Genomic DNA, 21122 nt, shown 5'->3' with positions numbered 1-21122 from the left:
CGTATCCCTTTCAGCCAAGCGCCATCCCGCGTCGGCGCGGAGAAGCCATAGACTCGATGTTTCCTGACAAAGCATGGCCTTTTTGGGGTCAGGCTGCAATCCGGGCCGAATTCACAATCGGGTCACCCGATTAACAAACCATGGCGACGCAGACACTGTCGGTTCCGACAATAGCAGATCGGGGTTGGGAGCTACAGCCTGACATCGCGATATCCGCCTGCCGCGACGGTGCTGCACAGGCTGGCCCACTCGCAACCCTGGCAGGCCTCACGCGTCACGCCGGCTGAAAAGGCCGCGCGCAAGGCGGCAAGCGTTGCCGCGTCGAGGCTGAGACGGACGCCCGCCTCGATCGGCCGGGCCAGCAGCTTGCCGACATCGCGTGCTGCCAGCTCGTCCCGGCCTGCGGCGCTTTCGCGCAAGCAGTGGGGCTCGGCCTCGCCGAGCAGCGGCCGGCAGATGTCGTCGGGGCCGGAGACGATCAGAATATCCTCGCCCCGGCCCAGACGTTTCGCGATCACGTCATAATTGGCGACGAAGGCTGCGCTGTACCCTTCGCCGATATAGGTCAGCAGGCAAAGCAGATGGTGGGAGCGCAGCCGGACGGCCATCGGTCAGGACGCGCCAGCGGAGCCTGTTCCATCCCGATGGTAGCGGGATGGGGCTCCATCTTTTTGTTTGAGCGTGATCTCTTCCGAAAACCGGACTCCGCTTTTCGGGATCATGCTCCTGCCGGGTCCGCCTTGTTGCTCCAAAACAGCTTGAGCGTCGCGGTGCCGAGCGCCGATTTCAGCAGGCCGCCGACGAGGAACGGCAGGAAACCGAAGGCGATGGCCTGTTCGAGGCCGATCATGACGGCGAGCCAGGCCGTGCCGAGAACCAGGCAGGCGAGGTTGCCGAGGACCATGCCGGCGAAGGCGAGCAGCACGCGGTTGCCGTTCCAGCCGCGTTCGGCCAGCCAGCCGACCAGCGCGCCGACGACCGGGAAGGCGAAGAGATAACCGGCGGTCGGCCCGGCAAAATGCTGGATGCCGGCAGCTCCGCCCGACAGCACCGGCAAACCCACAGCGCCCTCGACGAGCCATGCGGCGATGGTGATCGCGCCGAGCCGCCAGCCGTAGAGCGCGCCCACCAGCGTCACCGCAAAGGTCTGCATGTTCATTGGAACCGGCAGCATCGGCACTTCCATGTAGGAGGCGAGCGCAATGGACAGCGTGCCGATGACGATGGCCGCGGCTTGCCAGGCATACGAGCGGGTTTGCAGGCGCAACGGGCTGAAGGAGGGCTTGGAGGGCGAAAAGGCGATGTCGGTCATGGCGGCTTCCCTGGCTGGTTTGAATTATAGATAATTTTGTTGTTCGATCTATTATCGAATCCATATTTGCGCGGGAATGGCAACCCTCGCCCCTAAAAAGGCTTGGGCTTGCGTGTCGAATAAAGGACATTTGGAAAGGCTGGCGGGACAGCACCCCCCTCTGGCCTGCCGGCCATCTCCCCCGCAAGTGGGGAGATCGGATGTCGCCTTTGCTTTCGCCAATGGCCGACGTTGCAGGACTAACGCAACGGCAAAGCTGTTGATCTCCCCCCTTGCGGGGGAGATGTCCGGCAGGACAGAGGGGGGTGTGAAGGATCGCTACGCGCGGAATCCGACGACTTGTCCCTTCGTCCCTACCCGACGATGGCAAACGCTTCGCGCATCTTGCCCGACGCGGTCTTGACCGGTTTCTGGCCGATCCACTGCACGTGCCGGCCAAGCGTGGCGGCGGCCGATTCGGTGTTGCCTTGCCGCAGCGCGCTGAGGATCGCGCGATGATCCTGGTCGGTGCGGATTTCCCATTCCGAGCGCCAGGCGGCGAACAGGAAGCGGGCGCTTGCGGCGTGCAAATCGTCGATGGTGGCGATGAGCCGCGGCATGCCGCAGGGCGCCAGGATCAGCCGGTGGAAGGTGCGGTTGGCCTCCTCCCAAGAGCGGACATCGCGGGATTTGTCGCCGGCCTTTGTGGCTTCTTCGGCAAGGTTGAGAATGGAAGCCGTCAGATGCGGCGCGGCATGGCGCAGCGCCAGCACTTCGAGGGCTGCCCGCATTTCGGCGACCTCCCTTACCTCGCCGAGATCGAAAGCAGCGACGCGCACGCCCCGCCTGGGCTCACTGACCGCCAGCCCTTGCGCCTCCAGGCGCCGGAAGGCTTCGCGCACCGGGACATGGCTGGTCTGGAATTCCTCGGCGATGTGATCCTGCCGCAGCCGGGCTCCCGGTTCGATCGCACCCGATATGATGCGATCCGCCAGCACCTTGCTGATGCGCACGGCGATGGTGTCGTCTGCGGTCTTTGCCATGTTTTATAGATAATTTGCGCCACAACCGATTGTCGAGCGGTGATTGCCCGATTTTGCATGCAAACTTGCTTTGGCGCCAGGCGCGGGCCTCAGTTCACCCGGCTGATGCAGAAGTCGATGACGTCGATCAGCGCCGATTTCTGCGGCGTCGCCTCCAGCGGCGCCAGCGCGTCGCGGGCGATCTCGCCGAAATGGCGGGCCCGTCCGATGGTGTCGGCAATGGCGCCATGGCGGGTCATCAGGCCGATCGCCTTTTCCAGGCCGGCATCGTCGGTGACATTGTCCTCGATGGCGCGCTTCCAGAAGGTGCGCTCGGCCTTGGTGCCGCGCCGGTAGGCGAGGATGACCGGCAGCGTAACCTTGCCTTCGCGGAAATCGTCGCCGACATTCTTGCCCAGCTCCTGGCTGGAGCCGCCATAATCCAGCGCATCGTCGATGAGCTGGAAGGCAAGGCCGAGATTCATGCCGTAGGAGCGCAATGCGGCGCGATCGTTGCGCGTCGCCGATGCGATGACCGGACCGACCTCGGCGGCAGCCGAGAACAGCGCCGCGGTCTTGGCCTTGATGACGGCGAAATGCTCGTCCTCGGTGGTATCCAGGTTCTTGGCGGCGGCCAGCTGCATCACCTCGCCCTCGGCGATGATCGAGGCGGCGCTGGACAGGATGTCGAGCGCTTCCAGCGAACCGACATCGACCATCATGCGAAAAGCCTGGCCGAGCAGGAAATCGCCGACCAGCACGCTCGCCTGGTTGCCCCAGATCATGCGGGCAGTCTTTTTGCCGCGCCGCATGCCGCTCTCGTCGACGACGTCGTCATGGAGCAGCGTGGCGGTGTGCATGAACTCGACCGCGGTGGCGAGCTTGACGTGGCCCTCGCCGGAATAGCCGAACATCTGGGCCGCCGCGAGCGTCAGCATGGGACGCAGCCTTTTGCCGCCCGACGAGATCAGATGATTGGCGACCTCCGGGATCATCTCGACGTCGGAGCCGGCCTTGGACAGGATCAGTTTGTTGACGCGCCCCATATCGGCTGCTGTCAGGTCGATGAGATCCTTGATGGAGGCGGGTTCCCGCTTCCCGTTTTCGATGTTGAGAACGACACCCACCAACAAACACTCCCGTCTTTGATCACGCGTGCGACGGCACCCTGGTCCCGCCTGGGACTCTAGGGCGGCACATACGGGCACGGCAAGAGGCGAATTGGCGCGGCTGCGGTGACGGCGTGTCAACCTTAGCGACCGCATGCCGTTGCCCGAAAACCGCTCCACACTTTTCGGCGCCATGCTCCAGCGTTTACATCAACGCTGCAACCTGCGAACTTCGTCCGATGATAGAACTCGTGCGCACCAACGATGCCGTGATCATCTCCTTCGTCGAATCGCTGATGCGCGATGCCGGGATTGCCTGCTTCGTCGCCGACCAGAACATGAGCATTCTCGAAGGGTCGATCGGTCTTTTGCAGAAGCGCGTCATGGTCGATGCCGACCAGGCCGATCAGGCGCGGCGCATCTTGAAAGACGCCGGCATCGAGAACGAAATCCGCCAGACATAATGGCTGAAGCGAGCGCGCTTACCAGCGATACGCCGGCCCATACGGTCGATGCCTTCCATCGCGGCCGCTTCTGGCTGGTCCAGCCCAGGACAGGGCATCGCGCCGGGATGGATGCCATGATGCTGGCGGCAGCAGTTCCATCCGGCTTTGCTGGACGCCTCGCCGATTTCGGCGCCGGCGCCGGTGCGGCGGGTCTTGCCGTGCTGTCGCGCTGCCCAGAGGCGCAGGTCGTGCTCGTCGAACGGTCGACCGAGATGGCAGGCTTCGCCACAACCACGCTCGCCCATCCCGGCAATGCGCATCTCGGCAATCGCGCCTCGGTGCTGACCGCCGACGTCACGCTGTCGGGCCGGGCGCGGACGCAAGCCGGCCTTGCCGACAATTCCTTCGATTTCGTCATCATGAACCCGCCCTTCAACGCGGCGCAGGACCGCGCCACGCCAGATCCGCTGCGGCGGCAAGCGCATGTCATGGACGACGGGCTGTTCGAGAGCTGGATCCGAAGTGCGGCTGCCGTCGCCAAGCCGCGCGGGGGCCTGGCCGTCATTGCGCGGCCGGAACAGCTTGGCGACCTCCTCCATGCGCTGTCGGGCCGCTTCGGCGACGCCGAGATGCTGGCCGTGCATCCGCGCCCGGAAGCAGCCGCAATCCGCATTGTCGTTAGGGCAGCGCTCGGCGCGCGCGGCAAGCTGTCGATCCGCCCGCCTTTGATGCTGCATGGGCAAACGGGCGACGGCCCGTCGGAACGAACCGAGATGATCAACAACGGACTGGCGTCGCTGTTTGGCGATTGATTTGGGCCCGTCAGTGTCGTTGCCGCAAAACCGGCACACAGTTGGCTGAGATGGATTGCAGCATTGCCGTTGACCGGCAAATCCCTACATGCGTTGAAGCCATTTGGAGACAGCCACCTCGTGAAACGCCTTTTCAACCGCCTGCTGCCGAAATCCTGGCGATCCAGCGTCGTCACCATTCCCGTCATCAGGCTGCATGGCACCATCATGGCCGGCGGCGGCCCGTTCCGGCCGAGCCTCTCCTTGGCGTCCACCGCCGCCCTCATCGAAAAGGCGTTCCTGTTCGATGCGCCCGCCGTCGCCATTTCGATCAATTCGCCTGGCGGCTCGCCGGTGCAGTCGCGGCTGATCTTCAAGCGCATCCGCGACCTCGCGGTCGAGAAGAACAAGAAGGTGCTGGTCTTCGTCGAGGATGTGGCGGCCTCGGGCGGCTACATGATCGCGGTCGCCGGCGACGAGATCTTTGCCGATCCGTCCTCCATCGTCGGTTCGATTGGTGTCGTCTCGGCCTCGTTCGGCTTTCCCGAACTGATGAAGAAGATCGGTGTCGAGCGCCGTGTCCACACCGCCGGCCAGAACAAGGCGGTGCTCGACCCGTTCAAGCCGGAGAAGAGGGAAGACGTCGAGCGCCTGAAGGCGCTGCAGCTGGAAGTGCACGAGACCTTCATCGACCTGGTCAGGGAACGCCGTGGCACCAAGCTGAAGGACGATCCGGACCTGTTCACCGGCCTGTTCTGGACCGGCAAGAAAGGGCTGGAGCTTGGCCTCGTCGATGCGTTGAGCGACATGCGCACGGTACTGAAAACCCGCTTCGGCGCGAAAACCCAGCTCAGGCTGGTCACCGCGCCGCGTGGCCTGTTTGGCCGCATCGGCCTGTTCGGCTCGAACTTTTCAGCGCCCGATATTGCCGCCGCCGCCGCAAGCGGCGTGATCGATGCGGCGGAAGAGCGCGCATTGTGGGCGCGCTTCGGGCTTTGAAAAAGCGGGGAAAGCGTCTAGCATAAGCGCTTGACAGTCTGCCTTGCCGCGTTGCGAGGGAGGAGCTTTGAAATGCCACAGATCATTTTCTTCGCAGTTGTCGGCGCCGCCGCTTATTTCGGCTACCGCACCTTCGTCCGCGAGGCCGAACGTGTGACCGCCAAGGTGCGGCGCACCGAAAAGCAGGCAGCCAACGGCACCAACGGCACGCTGGTCCAGGATCCCAAGACCGGCGAATACCGCCTGGCCAAGGACTGAGCATCATCCCGTCAGCAGCCGACAGTTTGGATGCCGCAGCCCGGACGTGGCTTGCGCCCGCCAAGATAAATCTGGCGCTGCACGTCACCGGCAGGCGCGCCGACGGGTATCATCTGCTCGAGAGCCTGGTCGTTTTCACCCGCTTCGGCGACAGGGTCGAGATCGAGCCTGCCGACGCCGACCGGTTCTCCGTATCGGGCCGTTACGCGACTTCCGTGCCGATCGACGACAGCAATCTGGTGGTGAAGGCGCGCGAGGCGCTGCGCAGGCAGGCCGGCCAGCAGAGCACGCCGCCGGTTGCCATCCGGCTGGAAAAGAACCTGCCGGTCGCCTCGGGCGTCGGCGGCGGCTCGAGCGACGCGGCGGCGGTATTGCAGGGTCTTGTGCGGACCTGGGGGCTCGACATCGGCGAGGCCGAACTGAGCCGGATCGGTCTCACGCTCGGCGCCGACGTGCCGATGTGTCTTGCGGCAAAACCGCTGGTTGCGCGTGGCGTCGGCGACGAGCTGTCGCTGGTGCCGGATTTTCCGGCGCTCGCTTTGGTGCTGGTCAATCCCGGCGTCGCCGTCTCGACGCCTGATGTGTTCAACGCACTTGAGAAACGCGACAATGAGGGATTGCCGCCGCTGCCGCGTGCATTTGACTTCCACAGCGTCCGCAACTGGCTGGAGATCACCCGCAACGATCTCGAATCGGCGGCGCAGGCGATCCAGCCGCCCATCGGCCGAGCGGTTTCCCTGCTGAACCGGGCCGGATCGGGATTTTCGCGCATGTCGGGCTCCGGCGCCACATGCTTCGGGCTGTTCGAGACCGGCAATGTCGCCAAGCGCGCCGCCGCCGAGATTCGCAGCCGCGAACCGGAGTGGTTTGTCGCCGCGACACGAAGCATCGCTTCGGAGGGGGCCGATGGCCAAAATTGACGAGAGCCGCCCGTTCATCCCGGTGCGCATCGCGGTGCTGACGGTGTCCGATACGCGCAGCCTTGCCGACGACAAATCAGGGCGGACGCTGGCCGATCGCATCGCCGAGGCCGGCCATGTCCTGGCCGCGCGCGACATCGTCACTGACGACCGGGAGAAAATCCGCGACAAGGTGCTGGGCTGGTCGCGCGACAAGGACATCGATGTCGTCATCACCACCGGCGGCACCGGTTTTACCGGCCGCGACGTGACGCCGGAGGCGCTGGAGCCGATCTTCGAGAAGCGCATGGATGGCTTTTCCGAAGTGTTCCACCGCATTTCCTACGACAAGATCGGCACCTCGACAGTGCAGAGCCGGGCGACGGGCGGCGTCGTCAACGCCACCTTCGTCTTCGTGCTGCCGGGCTCGCCCGGCGCCTGCAGGGACGCCTGGGACGGCATCCTGAAACCGCAGCTCGACTACCGCCACATGCCCTGCAACTTCGTCGAGATCATGCCGCGCCTGGACGAGCATTTGCGGCGCGGCAAGGCCGCCTCGTAAACCAAGGCAAAGCCGGCCAAGTGCTGCCTTTGTCAGGCAGAATGGCGGCTGCGCCTTCGAGAGGTCATTTCCTCCGGGTCGTCGGGCGGATAGTCTGTCGCCAAGTCAAGACGGAAGAGATCCAATGAGCGCGCACCGCGGCGGCTGCCATTGCGGCAACATCCACCTGACGTTCGAAACGGGAATCGAGCCGGCCGAGGTGGAGATCCGCGCCTGCCAGTGCGCGTTCTGTGTCCGGCATGGTTCGCGCGCCGCTGCCGATCCGCAGGGCCGATTGATCGTCTCGGTCGAGGACGAGGCGCGGCTGCACCGATACCGGTTCGGATTGCGCACCGCCGATTATCTCATCTGCCGGGACTGCGGCGTCTATGTCGCTGCTGTGACCACCGACGGCGAACCGAGAGCGATCGTCATCGTCAATGCGCTGGATGACCGGCCGCGGTTCAACCGCGAGCCGGTCCCAATGGACTATGATGCCGAGAACAAAGAGGGTCGCATTGCCCGGCGGCAAGCGCGCTGGATGCCGGTCGAGATCCGCTCCGGCGTCAGCGGATGACCGGCTCGCCGTGGAAGCGGCGGCGCGAGGGCGGCGAGACGCCGAAGCCGACCTCCATCATCAGCCGTGGCGTGGTGGACGGCACGGTGCCCATGTGGAAGCCGAACGGGTCCTCGACGAAGCCGAGGCCGGCCTCGCCGGTCAGCGTGACCGGGCTGTCGTCGCCATAGACCTTGAGCACGTCTTGCGCCGGATGGCCGACCAGCAGCGTCAGCTGGTGCCTGAGGCTGCGCCTGTTGTGGCTGGCTTTGACATAGACATGCGGGCCGGTGCCGGCATCGCAGGGCTTGAGATAGAAGAAGAATTTCAGCATCCGCCAGTCGTCGAGATCGAAATGATATTTGCCGAGCGAGGCAAGGTTCTTGTCGGCGTCGGAAGCCTCGCCGGTCGGAAAGCTCCACCAGACACGCGTGGTGATCAGCTTTGCCTGCCCGCCCAGATAGTGCTGGGCGATGTCGAGCAGCAGCGGGTCGTTCTGGATGACGAGTGCCGCCTTGCAGCCGAGGATGCGCTCGAAATAGTGTCCGCTGAGCAAAGAGCGGCCGAACCGCTTCTCGGCTTCTGCGTGTTCTCCGGGCATGAATTCGAGCCGGCGGTCGAAATTGCCGAAGCACGGCGTGCTCTGAGCAAAGCTGGCGATCTCTTCGTGGATTGCCTGCGGAAGGACCAGTCCGGAGAACAGGCCATCGGTGCGCAGCGCCGCGACGATCGACTTGAGGTCGACGCCCCTGAACATCGTCGCTCCGGCACTCTGCGCGGGGCGCGCGGCTTTGGCGCCAAGCCAGTGCAGCTTGCGCGCCGGCATGGTGCGGGCAAGCACGAACATCGGCAGCCATGCGGGATTTTCGCGCAGGTCGGACAGATAGGTCGGGATACGCACCGCAATGCGGCGGAGCAGGCTGCCGTTGCGGGCAATGGCTTCCAGACTGGGGGCGCCGGATTTGTCAGGGGACGAAAGGTTCATCGGGGTCCTCAGATATGAACGGCAGCAACGACGACGCGGCGCTTGCTTACCGCTCCGGCACTACCCAAACCCCGATATCCCGCATCAACGGAATGCTAATCCCGCGTCAGCTTTTGTGCAATGCACAATAGCTTTTTGCGGCGAAAAAGAGGGATGGTGCTGCGACGGTGCCAATGCGGATGAGACGCCGACGCTGCCCCTCATCCGCCCTTCGGGCACCCTTCTCCCTGGGAACGGGAAAAGGGAGAAACATCACTTCTTCGGCGCCAGCCAGATTTCGGCGTCGAGCCGCCTGGTGGCGAGACCGCGCGCAAGGGCTTCGGCGCTGTGCGCGTTCTTCGACAGGGCAGCGGCCTGGCGCTTGCTGATGACCAGCCCTTCGGCCAGCGCCCGGTTGCCCGAAAACACCCGTGACAGGAACGGCGTGCGGCTGCCGCGCGCACGGCAAAAGCGCGCCGGCATGGTTTGCCGCGCCGTGTGAGCGACAACGTCGTCGATCCAGCCCTCCGCCAGCCTTGCGCCGGGTTCCAGAAACAGCAGCCAGTCACCCTTCGCCTGCCTGATTCCCGCGGCAATGCCGCCGGCCACGAAGTGGCAGCCGGCATGATCGGCAACCCGATGCGTCTGGTCGGTCGAGCCGGTGTCGCAGACGATGACATCGCGCACCACGCCCTCGACCGCGCCGCCGATCAACGAGGCGAGCGTGCGGGCAAGGCCTTCTTCGTCATCCCGGGTTTCGATGAGAACGCTGAGCATTTTTAGCCGAATAGCGGAAAGCCCGGCGCAGCGCCAGTTTTGCATGGCCCAACGAAAAAGTTCTTGCTTTGTTCTCATCAGCGAAATAGGATTATTTTCATGAACAGAGCGATTCGACAGCCAGCCGACAGTCCTTGGGAAAGGGCAAAAATGGAACATATCGTGCGTGCGGACATTGCTGCTTTCGGAGCAGGGCGAGCCGAGATGGCCAATGCGATGATCGATCAGAGCGGCATGCGCGTCCGGCCGGATCGCAACCGCGGCCGTTCCGCGGGCATCAACCCATCCGGCCGGTTCGAGCCGGTCAGCCGGCATGTGTTCGACGACGGCTGGAATTCGCTGGAGGAATTGCCGCCGTTCAAGACCGAAGTGCAGGTCGAGAAGCCGCGCACCATCATCACCCGCAACGAATCGCCCGACATTTCCTTCGACCGCTCGATCAACCCCTATCGCGGCTGCGAGCATGGCTGTGTCTATTGTTTCGCCCGGCCGGCGCATTCCTTCATGGGCCTGTCGCCGGGGCTGGATTTCGAAGCGAAGCTGTTTGCCAAGCCGGATGCGGCGCGGCTGCTCGACAAGGAACTGTCGAAGGATGGCTATCAGCCGCGCACCATCGCCATCGGCACCAACACTGATCCCTACCAGCCGATCGAGAAACAATACCGGATCATGCGCGAGATCCTCGAAGTGCTGGAGGCGCGCGGCCATCCGGTCGGCATCGTCACCAAATCCCATCTGGTGACGCGCGACATCGACATCTTGTCGCGCATGGCCGAACGGGGCTTGGCCAAGGTGGCGCTGTCGGTGACAACGATGGACCGCATGCTGGCGCGCACCATGGAGCCACGCGCGTCGACGCCGACCAAGCGGCTTGAGGCGATCCGGCAGCTTTCCGATGCCGGCATCCCGGCCTCTGTCATGGTGGCGCCGATCATTCCCGGCCTGACCGACCAGGAGATGGAGCGCATCCTCGATTCGGCACGCGCCGCAGGCGCCCGCGAGGCCGGCTATGTCATCCTGCGCCTGCCGCTCGAGGTGGCGCCGATCTTCAAGGACTGGCTGCTGCGCCATTATCCCGACCGCTACCGGCACGTGATGTCGCTGATCCGTTCGATGCGCGACGGCAAGGACTATGATTCGGAATGGGGCAAGCGGATGAAAGGCGCCGGCCCCTATGCCTGGCAGATCGGCCGGCGCTTCGAGATCACGGCCAAGCGGCTCGGCCTCAACGCCGAGCGGCGCACGCTCCGAACCGACCAGTTTGTCGCCGCCGCCAAGGCGACCGAGCAGCTGATGCTGCTCTGAGAGTAGCGCCTGCCCTGCCCTCGTGGTTGGCAGGCGACCCAAGAATCCCGTCCGGCCTGTCCCCCGGCCTGCAGACGGTGCCCTCCCGGTCTTGCCCCACTCGACCTTGGAGGGACTTGCGGAGAATCGGAGCCGATGCGAACCTCGCCGCAACATGGCTCGCGCGCGTTCCGATTCTCCGCTTCTTTTCGAAATCGTCGAAAAGCCCGACTTCTCCTTCGAGACGAAGGCGATGGCTGAAGGCCTTTGGCCGGTGGCAGGCATGGACGAGGCCGGCCGCGGTCCGCTGGCCGGGCCGGTGGTGGCGGCGGCGGTGATCCTCGATCCTGCCAACATTCCCGACGGGCTAGACGATTCCAAACGGCTCAACCATTTGCAGCGCGAGGCGCTGTTCCTGAAAATCCTGGGGTCAGCGCTCGGCGTGTCGATGGCCTCGGTCAGCGCCGAAGGCATTGACGGCAGCAATATCCTCAAGGCCAGCCTGGAAGCCATGCGCCGCGCCCTTGCCGGCCTGCCGATCCAGGCAAAGCTGGCGCTGGCCGATGGCCGCGATGTGCCGCCGGGTCTCCTCTGCGAAGGCCGCGCGCTGATCAAGGGCGACCAGCGCTCGCAATCGATCGCCGCCGCCTCGATCGTAGCCAAGGTGATGCGCGACCGCATGATGTGCGGCTGCGGCAGCCATCACGAGCGCTACGGGTTCGAGGTCCACATGGGCTACGCCACCGTGCGGCACCGCACCGCGATCGAAGCGCATGGGCCGGTGGCAAGGCTGCACCGGGCATCATTCGCGCCGTTCAGGCTGGGTGGGGTTGAGGTGGTTGAGGAAGAAGGGTTTGTCGGGTTGGACAGCTAATCTCCCCCCTTGAGGGGGAGATGGCCGGCAGGCCAGAGGGGGGCGCCGCGCGTCAAGCGCTAGCCCTTCTTGGTCGCAGAAAGAGCGTCGCGCCTGGTCGAACGGACCCCCTCTGTCGCCTTTGGCGACATCTCCCCCTCGAGGGGGGAGATCAGGCGCACCACCGCCTTCGCCAATCTCCGTCGCCGCTCAACAAAAAAGCCGCCAGGTTGCCCGGGCGGCTTGATGTCAGCGAGTTAACCCCGCTCAGTTCAGCCTGGCCTTCACGTCCTGCAGCGCGGACTTGAAAAGATCCGCGCCGGCCTTGGCGTCGATCTTGCCGGCGAGCAGCGTGCGGGCCGCCTCGACGGCGATGTCGACGGCGCTGGCGCGCACTTCGGCGACGGCTTCGCGTTCTGCCTGGCCGATCTTCTGCTCGGCAAGCGCAGTGCGGCGGGTGACATAGTCTTCGGTCTTCTTGTGCGCCTCGGCGGCAAGCATGTCGGCCTCGCGCTTGGCGGCAGCGACGATGGCTGCGGCCTCCTGCTCGGCTTCCTTGCGCTTCTTCTGGTACTGTCCGAGCAATTGCTGGGCCTCTTCGCGCAACCGGCGGGCTTCCGCAAGCTCGTCGCTGATCTTGATCGCGCGGGCGTCGAGCGACTTGGCGATCAGGCCCGGCACCTTGATGTAAACGGCAACGCCGAGGAAAATGACGAGGGCAACCGTTGCCCAGAGCGTTGCGAGAGATGTGGCGTCCATAATGTGCTCCTCACCGGGCCACGGATTTGACCGCAGCCGAGATCTCGGCCTTGCTCGTCTTGCCGCCGACAAGCGCATCGACGATGGCTGAAGCGGTGTCCTCGGCAATCGTGCCGACTTCCTTCATGGCGTTGGCCTTGATGGAAGCAATGCTGGCCTCGGCCTCGCCGAGCTTCTTGTCGAGGGCGGCCTCGACCTTCTTGCGGGCAGCCTCGGCTTCAGCCTTGGCAGCGTCGTTGGCCTGCTGGCCGATCGCGTTGGCCTTGGCCTTGGCTTCCGCCAGTTCCTGCTCGTAAGCGGCAACGGCGGCGTCGGCCTCGCCCTTCAGCTTGGCGGCCTGGTCGAGGTCCTGCGTGATGCGATCGCTGCGGACGTCGATGATGCCGCCAAGGCGCGGCATCACCACCTTCTTCAGGAACAAATAGAACAGCCCGAACGTGATCGCCAGCCACAGAAGCTGGGACGGAAACGTCGCCGGATCGAATGGCGGGAACGTGCCGTGCGCCTCGGCAGGCACGCCGGTGCCGGAATGCGTGTCGCCTTCCGTACCGGTGTGGGCGCCTTCAGCGGCGGGTGCGGACTCTTGCGCAAACGCAGATGTCACGAACATGGACTATCCCCTGATATCAGGCATGGCCGCAGGAATGCGGCCAGCCAATTCTTCCCAAAGCTCGTCCGACCGATAATTGGCCGAACAGGGGCTCAGCCGAACAAGGCGAGAAGCGCGATGAGAAGCGAGAAAATGCCCAGAGCTTCGGTCACGGCGAAGCCGAAAATCAGGCGGCCGAACTGGCCATCGGCGGCCGACGGATTGCGCAGGGCGCCCGCCAGGTAGCTGCCGAAGATGTTGCCGAGGCCAATGCCCGCGCCGCCCATGCCCAGGCAAGCGATACCGGCGCCGATGTACTTTGCTGCTTCTGCGTCCATTTTAAACTCCTTTGGATCTGTAATTCCGTTGCAATTCCATCCGGCGAAAGATGCCGGAAATTCTAAGGTCAGTGCCCGGGATGCAGGGCGTCGTTCAGATACATGCAGGTCAGCACCGCAAAGACGTAGGCCTGCAGGAAAGCGACCAGCAATTCCAGCGCGGTCAGCGCGACTGCCATGGCCAGCGGCAACACCGAACCGGCAACGCCGACGGCGCCGAGCGCGCTCAGGCTGACGACGAAGCCCGAAAACACCTTCAGGGTGATGTGGCCGGCCAGCATGTTGGCGAACAGACGAACCGAGAGGCTGACCGGGCGCGACACGAAGGAGATCACCTCGATCAGCACCACCAGCGGTAACAGGAACACCGGAACGCCGTGCGGCACGAAGAGCTTGAGGAAGCCCAGACCGTGCTTCGTGAAGCCGTAGACAACGACGGTTCCGATCACGAGGGCTGCGAGGCCGAAGGTGACGATGATGTGGCTGGTGACGGTGAAGAAGTAGGGGAAAAGGCCAAGCAGGTTGGCGACCAGCACGAACATGAACAGCGAGAACACGAAGGGGAAGAACTTCATGCCCTGCGTTCCGGCGGCGTCGCGCAGCATGTTGGAGACGAACTCGTAGCCCATTTCCGAAACCGACTGCAGGCGCCCGGGAACAAGGCTGCGGCTGGAGGTCGAGAGGTACAGAAACGCCGATGCGACGAGCACGGTCGCGACCATGAACAGGGACGAATTGGTGAAGGACAGGTCATAGCCTCCGATATTGATCGGAATCAGCTTGACGATATGGAACTGGTGGATCGGATCGACCTTGTCAGCAGCCATTTACATCCCCGTCAAAACCGCGAGCGGCCTTAAGTGTCCTTGTGCGCCATTGGCGGCGCGCCATTTCATTCTTTCGGATCGTGCGACTTCTCGCTTTTTCCGAATTCCGCCACAACACCTGACGAACGCAGGACATTGAGCACGCCGGCGCCAAAGCCCAGCAACAAGCCGACGACCAGACCCCATGGCGAGGTTCCCGCCACGCGATCCAGAAACCAGCCAAGGCCCACACCCACCACTATCCCGGCGATGAACTCGCTGGACAGCTTGAGCGCCTGGCCATATCCGGCCGTCGCTTTCGCGCCGTCATTCCCCTCGAGCTGATCCGGCCGTCTTGTCGCAAGCGATGCTCCAAGCTCACGCCGGCGGCGTTCGAGATCTTCGTCGCGGATGTCGGCCTCGTGCTTGCTGCCGCGGCCGGTTTCTCCGGTTCCGTCTGGCCCGTTCTTGTCGGCCATCGTAACCCCCCTGCCCGGTCAGACCGTCACCGTCCGTCCGCTTCTAAAGTCGCCGGCAACATAGTTAGAGGGTTTGCGCCCGTCAAGCCACGGGCGGGACTTCAAAGCCATGTATTTTTTCTATTGGAATCAATCACTTGGCGAGGTGCGACATCGTGCCCGGCACTATCGGGTCGGCACATGCCCCGAATCCGTCCGGCGACCGCTGTCCGATTTCGGCTTCCAGGGCCTTTGCGGTTCGTTTGCGACAGGCAAACCGAAGGGCTCAGCTCCAGCCGCCGCCATAGGTGCGGTAGAAGATATGCAGGCCGATCTTGGTCATCTTCTGCATCGTGCGCGCCCAGCCCGGATGGACGTAGTTGGCGTAGTAGTGGGTGGATGAGCCGACTTCGGGAATGAATATCTTGCCGGCGGTGACCGCCATCGCGACGTCCTGGGCGGTCTTGTAGTGGGCGGGGCTCTCGATGCGCTTCTTGCGGCCGTCGCAGGCGAAGGAGAACTGGCAGCGGTTCAGCCAGTTGTCGTTCTGGTAGACGACGCCGCAAATCGAGTTCGGATAGGCCGGATTGCGGACTCGGTTGAGAATGACCTGCGCGACGGCGGCCTGGCCGCGCACGGATTCGCCGCGCGCCTCGAAATAGATGCCGTTGGCGAGGCAGGCCTGCTCCTTCGTGGAGAAGACACTGGCCGGCAGCGGGTTCTGAATCCACGAGTGGTCACCCTTGGCCATCGGCGGAATGAAGCGCCCGCTGCTCGGCTCCTCGTCCTGCAGCAGCGCCTCGAAGGGTGAGGCCTTGGCGTAATCGGGTTCGGCCTGGGCATAGGCGGTGGCCAGCACGTCCGGTCTGTCATTGTTGACCAACGCGGCAAGCATGGCCGGCACGCCGGGATCGGGCTTCTTGTCCAGGTTGGTATGGAAGGCCTGGGCGATCTGGATTTCCTTGCCCTTGATGCCGGGCTTGGCGAAGGCGAGCTTCAGGCCGCTGTCCATGCTCGGCCGCAGCAGCGAGGACGTGCGCTGAAAGATCGAGCCGGCATTGAAGTTCTTCGGCGGCGCCACCGGCGAGACCTGGATGATGCGGCCCTTCTTGTCGGCGCGCATCACGCGGTCTTCGTCGGGCGTGACGCCGGCGACATTGCCCTTGCCGCGAAACGAGACCTTGCCGACGCCGGGCAGGCGTACGCCCGAGCCCGAGAGCGAACCGGTGGTGACGGAATCGATGAAAGGCATTTCGGCGGCATGAACCGAGCCGGCGACGGATCGCTCGACATAAGAGTTCCAGCGGGTGCCCGAAGCTTCGAGGCCGGAAATCAGGCTGCCCATGTCCTGGTAGGCGACGACGGTTGGAAAGCCGATCCAGATGCCGAGCCCGATGACCAATGGCGATACGAAGGAACGTTTTTTCTCACCGGCGGCGGCGGCCAGCCGCTTCAGGACACGTCGATGCACGGGGAACTCTCCAGAAACGCAACTGAGCCACTGGAGAGCCAAAGTGAAGCATTAACCTTGATGCGGGGTTAACGCGGTCGATCGTGTTGTTCCGAAGCGGCCCGAAATGGGACGCCGTTTGCCGGCCGGCAGCCCGTCAGTTCGGCCGCAGGAAAATTGGCCATGCAATCATGGCGCAGAGCGCGCCCACCAGCCAGACGCCAGGCCACGACCAGATGAGCAGCAAAGCCGGAATGGCGGTCGGCACCACGAAGAAGGCGATGAAGACGAAGCTGTTGGCAAGACCGAGCGCGGTTCCGGCGCGGCTGGCACCGGCAAGCGTGGCGAGTTCGGTGTAGGCCACGCCATGCCAGGCGGAGACCGAAATGCCGGCGACGACCAGCAGCACGGCAATCGCCGGGATCAACGCGGCATGGGCGTCTGGCGTGGCTCCTGCCGCCAGGACCAGCAGGCCGACGGCCGCGAAGCCAAACGCGCTCGTCACGCTGCAGAGCCGCAGGAATGAGCGGCGGTTGCCGTGGCGGTCGGTGTAGCGGCCGCTCCAGACGCGCATCACCATCGCGCCGGTCTGCACCGCGGCAAGGCTGGCGCTGATCGTGAGCGTGGCCATGCCGGCGAAATCGTGCAGGAAGACGGAGGCGAAGGTGAGCACCGCCACTTGCGGAAAGCAGAGCAGGCCGATGGCGGTGGCGATGCGCCAGACCTCGACATTGCGCAGCGGCGCCGGACCGCCCGACTTTGCCATGGCCATGCTGCCGGCATTGTCCAGTTCCGGCGGCTGGTGCAGCCATCGCCAGGCAAACAGCGCAGAGACGGCGTTCATGGCGGCCAGCAGCCCGAAGACCGCCGCGAAACCGTGCACCGATGCCAGCGACGGCAGGACCAGCGCGCCGAGCCCGCCGCCGAGCGGCACCGCGGTCTGCCTGATGCTCATGGCAAAGCCACGTTCGCCTTCGTGGAACCAGGCCATGATGGCGCGGCCGCTGGAACCGTTGACGCTGCCGCCGAGCAGGCCGGCGACCAGAAGGCATGCGGCCAGCATTGCGACGCCAGGCACATAGGTCACTGAGGGCACGATGAACAACGCCATCAGGGCGAGCCACGCCGCGGTCGCACCAAGGCCGGTCAACAGCACGCCGCGATCTCCCCAGCGGTCGGTGAGCAGACCCCAGGGCAGTTCGCTCAAGGCGACGCCCAGTCCGAGAAGGCCGAGGACCAGACCGAGATTGCCATTGCTCAAGTGATAGCCCGACCGCAGAAACACCGCCGCCGCCGGTATGCCGGCGAAGGTGGCGGAGAAACTGGCATTGGCGGCAACGCCGATGCCAAGCACCTTCCAGCGATGATTGGCGCGAAATCGTTCAGCCTTCGACGTGACGGCGGCGGCTCGGCCAACCCGGCCTGGCTCACAATTTGCGTCGGCAATCGACATGGCGGGACTCCTGTTGATGCCCTCTCGGGACCTTGACGCCTCGTCTTTACCGCCATAACTTCATCCCGAATATCGGGAATTTTTTGACAATCGTTCCCGAAAAACAGGATCGTTGAGATGCGCCGCGTAACCTTCGACCTCGATGTCCTCCGAAGCTTCGTCACCGGCATGGAACTCGGCAGCTTCGCCAAGGCCGCCGACCGGCTTGGACGCTCGACCTCGGCGGTGAGCGCGCAACTGAAGAAGCTGGAGGACCAGGCGGCGACGCCGATCTTCCGCAAGTCGGGCCGCGGACTGGCGTTGACCGAAGCCGGCGAAACCATGCTCGGCTATGCCAGGCGGCTGCTCGAGTTGAACGACGAGGCGGCCTCGGCCATCCACGACGTGGAACTGGAAGGCTGGGTCAGGCTCGGCCTGCAGGAGGATTTCGGCGAGGCGGTGCTGCCGGAGGTGCTCGGACGCTTCGCCCGCGCGCACCCCAAGGTCAAGATCGAGGCGCGGATCGGGCGCAGCTATGAACTCGCCGAGCGGATCACATCAGGCAATCTCGACATTGCGCTGGCCTGGGACAGCGGCCAGGCGCTGCCTTACAGCCGGCATGTCGGCGACGCGCAATTGCGCTGGATCGGGCCGGCAAAGCTGATCGAGACCAGGCTGCGCGAGGGCGAGGCACTGCCGCTGGTGGCGCTGGAAGCGCCATGCCTGCTGCGCACAGTGACGACGGAAACGCTCGACCGCGCCGGCCTGCCATGGCGGATGGCCTTCTCCAGCCCCAGCCTTGGCGGCATCTGGGCGGCGGTCGCCGCCGGCCTCGGCCTGACGATCCGCACCGATATCGGCCTGCCGGCCAATGTCAGGGCGATGGCGCCGCAAACGCTGGGCTTACCCGCGCTGCCGACCATGGCGCTGGTGCTGCACCAGAAAGACGCCGAACTGGACCCGGTGGCGGCGCGGCTGGCGGATATATTGTGGCACGCGGCGGTGGCGGCGCTGCCGCAGGACGAGCGGTTGAGAGAGGTCGCTTAGACGGAAGCGGCTGTCCAGCGTAGCGTTCCGTCACACCCCCCTCTGTCCTGCCGGACATCTCCCCCGCAAGGGGGGAGATTGGATCTCGCGAATGCTTTCGCCAATTTTCAACGTTGCAAGAGAGGCTCCAAAGACGAAACGACTGATCTCCCCCCTTGCGGGGGAGATGCCCGGCAGGGCAGAGGGGGGTGCTGTCCCGCCAATCTTGCGGAGAATTCCGCAACCGTCATCGCTCACTTGCGCTTGTTCGCTCTCCCCGCGAACGGGTTGTCCGAAGTCCGCAGCGCTATCCGGATCGGCACGCCGGGCATGTCGAAGGCTTCGCGCAGGCTGTTGGAGAGGTAGCGCACGTAGGATTGCGGCATCGCGTCGGGCCGCGAGCACTGGACGACGAAACCCGGCGGCCGGGTCTTGGCCTGGGTGACATATTTGACCTTGAGCCGGCGGCCGGCGACGGCGGGTGGCGGGTGATGCGCCAGAATGCTTTCCAGCCAACGGTTGAGCTTGCCGGTGGAAACGCGGCTGTTCCACACCTTGTGCGTCTTGATGACGGCATCCATCAGCTTGTCGAGGCTGCGGCCGGTCTCGGCCGAAACCGTCACCGCCTGGATGCCGCGCACCTGCGGCAAAAGCCGTGTGGTCTTTTCGCGCAGTTCCGTCAGCAGTTCCTGCGGATTGTCGATCAGGTCCCATTTGTTGAAGGCGATGACCGGCGCCCTGCCTTCGCGGATGATCAGGTCGGCGATCTGCAGATCCTGCTTCTCGAACGGGATGGTGGCGTCGAGCACGATGATGACGATCTCGGCAAAGCGGATGGCGCGCAAGCCGTCCTGCACCGACATCACTTCCAGCTTCTCGTGGATCCTGGCCTTGCGGCGCATGCCGGCAGTGTCGAACAGTTTTAGCCGGCGGCCATGCCAGTCCCAGTCGACGGAGATGGAATCGCGGGTGATGCCGGCTTCCGGGCCGGTCAACAGCCGCTCCTCGCCGATCAGCGCGTTGATCAGCGTCGACTTGCCGGCATTGGGCCGGCCGACGACGGCGATGCGCATCGGCTTGGTGTCGTCATAGGCGGGTTCGGCGTCGGGATCGGTGATGTCCTCGCCGATCAGCACCTCGCTGGCGGCGACGTCCTCGGCCTCGTCTTCTTCCTCGCCGAAGGCGCGGTCTTTGCCCAGCGCCTCGATCACCGCGTCGCGCAGATCGGGCATGCCCTGGCCGTGCTCGGCCGAGACCGGGATCGGCTCGCCCAAGCCCAGTTCCCAGGCTTCCAGCATGCCGCCCTGGGCGCCCTTGGCCTCGGCCTTGTTGGCGACCAGCACGACCGGCTTGCCGGACTTGCGCACGATCTCGGCAAAGGTGCGGTCGTCGGGCAAAAGCCCGGACTTGGCGTCGATGGTGAAGAAGATCAGGTCGGCTTCGCGGATCGCGATCTCGGTCTGCGCGCGCATGCGGCCGGGCAGCGTCGAGGCGGCGGCGTCCTCGAAGCCGGCGGTGTCGATGACATCGAAATGCAGATCGTAGAGTTTGGCCGCGTGGACGCGACGGTCGCGGGTGACGCCCGGCGTGTCGTCGACAAGCGCCAGCTTCCGTCCCACCAATCGGTTGAAAAGCGTCGATTTGCCGACATTGGGCCGGCCGATAATGGCGACTTTGAAGCTCATCCGGCTATCCATATCATCGCCCAAACCGCAGCGCGCCCTTGGGTCAGGCCCGAGGGCAGGCTTTGGGCGATGCGTATCATGACGCGCCCGAGCCGCGGATCAATTCCGACATCAGCGTCGCCCGCTGGCGCGCGTTGCGCGGGGCGCCGTCATCGGCAGCGATCTGGTCGAACAGTTTCAGCGCATCCTGGGTCTTGCCTTCCTTCCAGGCGGCAAGGCCGAGCGCTTCGCGCGCTGTGTGGCGCAGCGTGTTGTTGTCGGCGGTCAGCGCCTCGACGCGGCTGGAGACGTCGGCGAAGGAGCCGTGATCGACGAGCAGCAGGGCGGCCCGCAGGCGCGCCATGTCGCGAATGCCCTGGGGAATGGCGTTGTCGGCGGCGACGCCATCGAAATCGGCGACGGCGGCGGCAAAGTCGCCCTTGTCGGCCTTGACGGTTGCCGCGCGCATGCGGGCGAGCAGCGGATAGGCGCCGTAGCCGTCCTTTTCCAGCTGTTCGAGGGCGGTCAGCGCCTCGTCGCTCTTGCCGTCATTGGCAAGCTTCAGCGCCTGCGAGAAGGCATCGCCGGAGCGGTTGGCGCGGGTCTCGTCCCAATAGCGGTAGCCGACGAAGGCGGCGGTGCCAAGCACCACCAGGATGGCGAGGCCAAGGATCGCCGGACCAAAGCGGTCCCATAGCGCCTGCGCCTGCTCGCGACGGATCTCGTCGTTGACTTCGCGGATAAAACTGTCGTCGGACATCAATCAAAACCATTGCTGCCCTAACAGGGGCGCTTCTTGAGCCCGCGTTT

General features: G+C 64.7%; 25 protein-coding genes. 10 read left to right on the top strand and 15 right to left on the bottom strand.

The window, feature by feature from the left end; genetic code table 11:
• Positions 1-191: 191 nt before the first annotated feature.
• From NKJ78_RS21855 to NKJ78_RS21840, 4 genes are all read right to left on the bottom strand, one after another.
• Positions 192-608, bottom strand: a complete 417-nt coding sequence (locus NKJ78_RS21855; RefSeq protein WP_352460051.1) for a DUF1284 domain-containing protein — start codon at positions 606-608, stop codon at positions 192-194.
• A gap of 110 nt (positions 609-718) precedes the next feature.
• A complete protein-coding gene (locus NKJ78_RS21850; RefSeq protein WP_352460052.1) occupies positions 719-1312 on the bottom strand; it encodes a biotin transporter BioY in 594 nt (197 codons plus the stop codon).
• Between the two features lie 353 nt (positions 1313-1665).
• Complete coding sequence (locus tag NKJ78_RS21845) at positions 1666-2334, bottom strand: GntR family transcriptional regulator (protein WP_023687112.1); 669 nt, start codon at positions 2332-2334, stop codon at positions 1666-1668.
• A gap of 89 nt (positions 2335-2423) precedes the next feature.
• Positions 2424-3440 carry a polyprenyl synthetase family protein gene (locus NKJ78_RS21840; RefSeq protein ID WP_023668471.1) on the bottom strand — a complete coding sequence of 339 codons (1017 nt, stop codon included), beginning with the start codon at positions 3438-3440 and terminating at the stop codon, positions 2424-2426.
• 221 nt (positions 3441-3661) lie between these two features.
• Here NKJ78_RS21840 and NKJ78_RS21835 point away from each other — a divergent pair, with 221 nt between their 5' ends.
• From NKJ78_RS21835 to NKJ78_RS21805, 7 genes are all read left to right on the top strand, one after another.
• Complete coding sequence (locus tag NKJ78_RS21835; RefSeq protein ID WP_023692106.1) at positions 3662-3886, top strand: putative signal transducing protein; 225 nt, start codon at positions 3662-3664, stop codon at positions 3884-3886.
• Positions 3886-4680 carry a tRNA1(Val) (adenine(37)-N6)-methyltransferase gene (locus NKJ78_RS21830; protein WP_023702056.1) on the top strand — a complete coding sequence of 265 codons (795 nt, stop codon included), beginning with the start codon at positions 3886-3888 and terminating at the stop codon, positions 4678-4680. Before NKJ78_RS21835 ends, NKJ78_RS21830 begins: the two co-directional genes overlap by 1 nt.
• A gap of 120 nt (positions 4681-4800) precedes the next feature.
• The gene (locus NKJ78_RS21825) at positions 4801-5658 is read left to right on the top strand and encodes a S49 family peptidase (protein WP_023668474.1); all 858 of its coding nucleotides are present in this window, start codon (positions 4801-4803) and stop codon (positions 5656-5658) included.
• Positions 5659-5730: 72 nt separating this feature from the next.
• Entirely contained in the window at positions 5731-5916 is a 186-nt protein-coding gene (locus tag NKJ78_RS21820) for a membrane protein (RefSeq protein ID WP_023668475.1), read from the top strand.
• 26 nt (positions 5917-5942) lie between these two features.
• Complete coding sequence (locus NKJ78_RS21815) at positions 5943-6836, top strand: 4-(cytidine 5'-diphospho)-2-C-methyl-D-erythritol kinase (protein ID WP_023738465.1); 894 nt, start codon at positions 5943-5945, stop codon at positions 6834-6836.
• Positions 6823-7377, top strand: a complete 555-nt coding sequence (gene moaB, locus NKJ78_RS21810) for a molybdenum cofactor biosynthesis protein B (protein WP_352460053.1) — start codon at positions 6823-6825, stop codon at positions 7375-7377. The genes NKJ78_RS21815 and moaB overlap by 14 nt, the downstream gene beginning before the upstream one ends.
• A gap of 124 nt (positions 7378-7501) precedes the next feature.
• On the top strand, positions 7502-7933 hold the full coding sequence (locus tag NKJ78_RS21805) for a GFA family protein (protein ID WP_023709898.1): 432 nt from the start codon (positions 7502-7504) through the stop codon (positions 7931-7933).
• Here NKJ78_RS21805 and NKJ78_RS21800 read toward each other — a convergent pair.
• Both NKJ78_RS21800 and NKJ78_RS21795 read right to left on the bottom strand, forming a co-directional pair.
• Positions 7923-8897: a hypothetical protein gene (locus NKJ78_RS21800; RefSeq protein WP_352562631.1), complete on the bottom strand. Its 975-nt coding sequence runs from the start codon at positions 8895-8897 to the stop codon at positions 7923-7925. The genes NKJ78_RS21805 and NKJ78_RS21800 overlap by 11 nt on opposite strands.
• Before the next feature lie 252 nt (positions 8898-9149).
• Entirely contained in the window at positions 9150-9653 is a 504-nt protein-coding gene (locus tag NKJ78_RS21795) for a glycosyltransferase (RefSeq protein WP_023687105.1), read from the bottom strand.
• Positions 9654-9803: 150 nt separating this feature from the next.
• On the opposite strand from NKJ78_RS21795, the gene NKJ78_RS21790 reads away from it, so the two are divergent.
• Positions 9804-10958, top strand: a complete 1155-nt coding sequence (locus NKJ78_RS21790) for a PA0069 family radical SAM protein (protein ID WP_352460056.1) — start codon at positions 9804-9806, stop codon at positions 10956-10958.
• Between the two features lie 154 nt (positions 10959-11112).
• Complete coding sequence (gene rnhB / locus NKJ78_RS21785; RefSeq protein ID WP_023726390.1) at positions 11113-11811, top strand: ribonuclease HII; 699 nt, start codon at positions 11113-11115, stop codon at positions 11809-11811.
• A 246-nt stretch (positions 11812-12057) separates the two neighbouring features.
• Here rnhB and NKJ78_RS21780 read toward each other — a convergent pair whose 3' ends face one another.
• The 7 genes from NKJ78_RS21780 to NKJ78_RS21750 form a co-directional block, all read right to left on the bottom strand.
• Positions 12058-12549 carry a F0F1 ATP synthase subunit B gene (locus NKJ78_RS21780; RefSeq protein WP_023732127.1) on the bottom strand — a complete coding sequence of 164 codons (492 nt, stop codon included), beginning with the start codon at positions 12547-12549 and terminating at the stop codon, positions 12058-12060.
• A 10-nt stretch (positions 12550-12559) separates the two neighbouring features.
• A complete protein-coding gene (locus NKJ78_RS21775) occupies positions 12560-13159 on the bottom strand; it encodes a F0F1 ATP synthase subunit B (protein WP_023684380.1) in 600 nt (199 codons plus the stop codon).
• A 92-nt stretch (positions 13160-13251) separates the two neighbouring features.
• Positions 13252-13476: a F0F1 ATP synthase subunit C gene (locus NKJ78_RS21770; RefSeq protein WP_006206606.1), complete on the bottom strand. Its 225-nt coding sequence runs from the start codon at positions 13474-13476 to the stop codon at positions 13252-13254.
• A 68-nt stretch (positions 13477-13544) separates the two neighbouring features.
• Entirely contained in the window at positions 13545-14303 is a 759-nt protein-coding gene (locus NKJ78_RS21765) for a F0F1 ATP synthase subunit A (protein ID WP_023668485.1), read from the bottom strand.
• 65 nt (positions 14304-14368) lie between these two features.
• Entirely contained in the window at positions 14369-14761 is a 393-nt protein-coding gene (locus NKJ78_RS21760) for an AtpZ/AtpI family protein (RefSeq protein ID WP_023668486.1), read from the bottom strand.
• A gap of 265 nt (positions 14762-15026) precedes the next feature.
• Complete coding sequence (locus NKJ78_RS21755; RefSeq protein WP_352444409.1) at positions 15027-16211, bottom strand: cell wall hydrolase; 1185 nt, start codon at positions 16209-16211, stop codon at positions 15027-15029.
• Between the two features lie 136 nt (positions 16212-16347).
• A complete protein-coding gene (locus NKJ78_RS21750; protein ID WP_352460057.1) occupies positions 16348-17643 on the bottom strand; it encodes an MFS transporter in 1296 nt (431 codons plus the stop codon).
• 117 nt (positions 17644-17760) lie between these two features.
• Here NKJ78_RS21750 and NKJ78_RS21745 point away from each other — a divergent pair, with 117 nt between their 5' ends.
• Entirely contained in the window at positions 17761-18669 is a 909-nt protein-coding gene (locus NKJ78_RS21745) for a LysR substrate-binding domain-containing protein (RefSeq protein WP_023668489.1), read from the top strand.
• 233 nt (positions 18670-18902) lie between these two features.
• On the opposite strand, the gene der is transcribed toward NKJ78_RS21745, so the two are convergent.
• Together der and NKJ78_RS21735 are read right to left on the bottom strand one after the other, a co-directional pair.
• Positions 18903-20333 (bottom strand): ribosome biogenesis GTPase Der, encoded by a 1431-nt coding sequence (gene der, locus NKJ78_RS21740; RefSeq protein WP_023668490.1) that lies wholly within the window; start codon positions 20331-20333, stop codon positions 18903-18905.
• Positions 20334-20409: 76 nt separating this feature from the next.
• Positions 20410-21072 carry a tetratricopeptide repeat protein gene (locus NKJ78_RS21735; RefSeq protein ID WP_023729304.1) on the bottom strand — a complete coding sequence of 221 codons (663 nt, stop codon included), beginning with the start codon at positions 21070-21072 and terminating at the stop codon, positions 20410-20412.
• Positions 21073-21122: the final 50 nt, after the last annotated feature.

The sequence above is a fragment of the Mesorhizobium sp. M0037 genome (assembly GCF_040323635.1).
Lineage (GTDB): Bacteria > Pseudomonadota > Alphaproteobacteria > Rhizobiales > Rhizobiaceae > Mesorhizobium.
The sequence above is the reverse complement of the archived record's forward strand: the minus strand, read 5'-3'. Positions and strand labels throughout refer to the sequence as shown.